The organism is Pseudovibrio sp. Ad5 (assembly GCF_001623095.1).
GTDB lineage: Bacteria > Pseudomonadota > Alphaproteobacteria > Rhizobiales > Stappiaceae > Pseudovibrio.
Genome location: NZ_LMCH01000036.1, coordinates 1 through 3,580, shown reverse-complemented (window position 1 = coordinate 3,580; position 3,580 = coordinate 1). Strand labels below are relative to the sequence as shown.

Genomic DNA, 3,580 nt, shown 5'->3' with positions numbered 1-3,580 from the left:
CACCTTACGCCGGCGCCACAGCAAGCTGCGAAAGAAGCTGCGCAAGTAGCCGCGCTTTGCTGAGGCTTTGCCAGAGACAAATTGCATATTCCAACTCCGCAGATCACGCCCAAATCAAAGACTGCCTATCGTTTAACTCGCCCATAGGCAGTGTCCGGGCCAAAGCTGGCCCGGATCTGACTTCCATCCTCAATGAGGATAGAAACTTAAGCAGCAGGTGCGCGCCAGTCATCAGCACCAGACGTGCCGGAGACTGTGTGCTCCCACATGATCTTGCGGTAAGACAGTTCAATGGTGATCAGCTGCGTGAAGTCAGCGTTCTTCGGATCCTGACAATGCGGCAGGCCACACTCAATGTTGGTGATCAGCGCATCTTCAAAGGAGGTGGTGAAGAAATGCTCCTGCTTGCCGGAAGAATTGGTACGGTACCATTTGACTTCACACTTCGGCAGCATCTCACCGGAGACCAGCGCATTATAGAGCAGCGGGATGGACTTGTTCATGGAGCAGGTGAACTTGAACGGAGTGTGCACGCGCTGACCAGCTGGCTGGCCGGACTGGATATCACGAGGAATGATGACGGTGTGATCAATGGCCTGCACCATGATCTCGTCTTCATGGCCTTCCTGCCACACGTTACCGACGGAATCTTCAGTAAATGCGCCCTGAGTGATTGGACCCTGAGTTGACCCTTCAATGGTGATATAAGCGGGTGTTGGCATAGTATGCTCCTGGTGAGCGCCCTCCGTGTGCGGATAGACGCAGCAAAACAAATAAATGAACCCCATTTGATGAGAATGGGCCACAGCCCCAGACCCCAGTCTGCGACAGCGTGCCAACACAACTGCAACTTGCATGCCAGAGTGAGAGAAATAGAAGAAGAGAGCACACCAGAACTCGCTTACTTGTTGAAATAACTAGAGAATAAAATCTAATGAGATTCAGATCTGACCTAAATCTAGATCGTAAAGGGGAGTAGTAACGGGCCAGAATTGGCCCGGAGACCTGCATCAGACTCGCAAAATTGGCGCAACTCCTTGAAAATACTAGGAAAAGAAGCAGGCCAAAAATGGCCTGACCTAAGCCAAAAATGGCTTCCCCTTGTAATATAAGGGAAAATTCAAACAGAACCTCAGAGCCGAGATGCTTTCAAAGTCCCGAACTTCCCCCAGAACAACCTATTTTCATGAAGTACGGTAAACATTAAAAACAGCAACCTGCTCAGGAAAGGTAATGTAAAATTACGAAAAAAACGCTCCAAATCTTCTATGCATGCGGGAGAGAATCTTCATGGAAGCTGACAAATAGCCATCACGGGACCTCAACGCCTGAATAGAAAAGTGATCATTTCCGCACTTCCATCAAAGGTTTACCTGCTCACCAAGAGGGTTGAGAGAGCCCATTAAGAACCACGTAGAAGGTATATATCGCTACTAAGGGCACTATTGGAAGCTCAACATGCAGACGGCATAATCAAGTGAGTCTAGCGCTATATGTTGACCTTCTAACTCGGGTACCCAATGACAACGAATTCAGCGAGAGCATTTGTCCTTTCACAACTGCTACAACCAGAGGCTCAACGGGACTTTGGTGTGTTGAACTCATATGTTCAAGCCTTAAGCCCATTCGACCGTGGCGCTATCCTTGCTACAATGTGGGGAAAGGCAGACTTTCAACAAACTGCGGGCGCTTCAATATCTGGGATACTCCGAGATATTGAAGAAGGAGGGCTGCACGAAACTGTCTACCTATTCTTCACACCCGAAGAAGCTGCTATCGCATTAAGTGGTTTAGCTCGAACAGAAATTATATCAGGTGGCTCTCACGAGAAAGACGTATGTTATCGTTATGTCGCCAAAATTCTTTTAGGAACGATTGGAACTCTCCCAGAAGAGGCTCTGGAAACGCTCCGTAAATTACATCCACGCATTAGCAAGGGCTCTGCTGATGTTGCCTTAATTGCGGCACATGCAATTGGAGATGACTTACTCCTGGACGCTGCACTCGTAAACATTGCCGTGAGAAACGATGGCCCGATCTCATTTGAAGAGTTCGAGGCTGTTGCAAGAGTGTCTGATCTGCGCACCTTGGCAAATGCAATATGCGAAATCAGCCCAGAGTTGTCGCATAGTATCCCAGTACACGATTCTGTTCTTGCTGATATTTCGGAATGGCGATTGTTTGCTGAACATGCTGTTGAAGAAGTGCTGAGAAGATCTCGCCGGATAGTTGCAGGTGCAGTCAAATATCAATCAGATAAGTTGACCAGTGTTGCAGAGGCTTCAGCTGTTGCGCGAGCAGTGAAACTTGCTTTGACAGAACGTCTGGATTGGGGACTGAAAACACTCGATGAACTTTGGGTTGGAGCTGCCCTTGCTCCTGATCACAAAGCCAAATCGATGCCTTCTCAATCGTTAAGTATTCAGCTTGGAAAGGTTGTCCGAGATGAACCTCAGCCCGAAGCTGTGTTGATTGCACAAAGAGTCACTCGAGAAATACGCCATGCTGGCGTTAAGAAGAAGCTACAGCGAACCACTAAAGAAGCTATACGAAACCTTTCTCTTCACCCAGAACGCGTTCTTGATCTGCTTACAACAGGTCACATTCCAGATGAGTTTACCAAGCTTATAAAACCAGCATTGGAAGGCATGTTGCTGCGCTTGTGGTGGTTGGATGTTTCCGTGTGGGCCAAACAAATGACAAACAAATCCTTATGGCCGATGACTAGTAAGCTAATCTGGGAAGTTGAAGACGAAGGGGACAGGTTTGTTGCAGTCCTCAAAGGAAAATCGAATGAAGGGATGTGGCTGCTTGTGGATGGTTCTACCCGCTTGGCAGCGGGTTCGGCTCTGGCATCCCGTAGAAAGTTCAAAAGAAGAGCGTCAAGAATGGCAATTTTTCGTTACCAAAGAGGGTATCAAACAACCCTTCCCGCAGGCTTCTCGGGAAATCTATCCAGTAATGGAAAATGAACTCAGCACAAACACATCCAGAATGTTTGCCGGTCACACAGTCAGTCAGGTCCCTCTATTCGGATTGTCACAACAAATGGGATGGAGACCAAGCGATTATGAGACTCTAGCAATCACTCTTGCTGGTAGAAGGTTTAATTTTGAAACCGGCATACGTACCTTTCCAGGGTGCACGGGAGAAGGAACAACAGGCAACTTCTCTTTAAAAGGGCCAGAAAAGAAGTTTGGTGATGTACCTCAGCGTGTATTGTCAGAGGCCTTTCGGCAAACTGATCTACTTGTAGCAACAGGAGCTGCAGGCGTAGAAGATATCTTGCTAGAAGATGCGTGGGATAAGACCAAAAGCTATCCGGGCCAGCAAAGCGTAAAGATGCGCAAGATTATGCTCCAGCTCACTCACCCTACTGCCTATGTAGAGGGGCGGTGGCTCATGCTTGCTGACGGATATCGAGTAAACTTAAGTACTGGACGTATTGTCTATAACTGTCCGTCGTCAAAGATAGTTGGACAAAATTGGCTTTCGATTAGTGGAGTGTCTGGCCCAATTGCGTGTTGATGTTAAGCGGCTTGTGCGTGGTAGCGCAAGCGTCGGTTTTGAATAGTTCTGC

The 3,580-nt window shown here is 48.0% G+C and carries 2 protein-coding genes; one reads left to right on the top strand and one right to left on the bottom strand.

Annotated features, from left to right (window positions below; translation table 11 throughout):
- Positions 1-206: 206 nt before the first annotated feature.
- Positions 207-722: an Hcp family type VI secretion system effector gene (locus tag PsAD5_RS14285; RefSeq protein ID WP_057465969.1), complete on the bottom strand. Its 516-nt coding sequence runs from the start codon at positions 720-722 to the stop codon at positions 207-209.
- A 2,071-nt stretch (positions 723-2,793) separates the two neighbouring features.
- Here PsAD5_RS14285 and PsAD5_RS14275 point away from each other — a divergent pair.
- Entirely contained in the window at positions 2,794-3,528 is a 735-nt protein-coding gene (locus PsAD5_RS14275; RefSeq protein ID WP_084404450.1) for a DUF4132 domain-containing protein, read from the top strand.
- Positions 3,529-3,580: the final 52 nt, after the last annotated feature.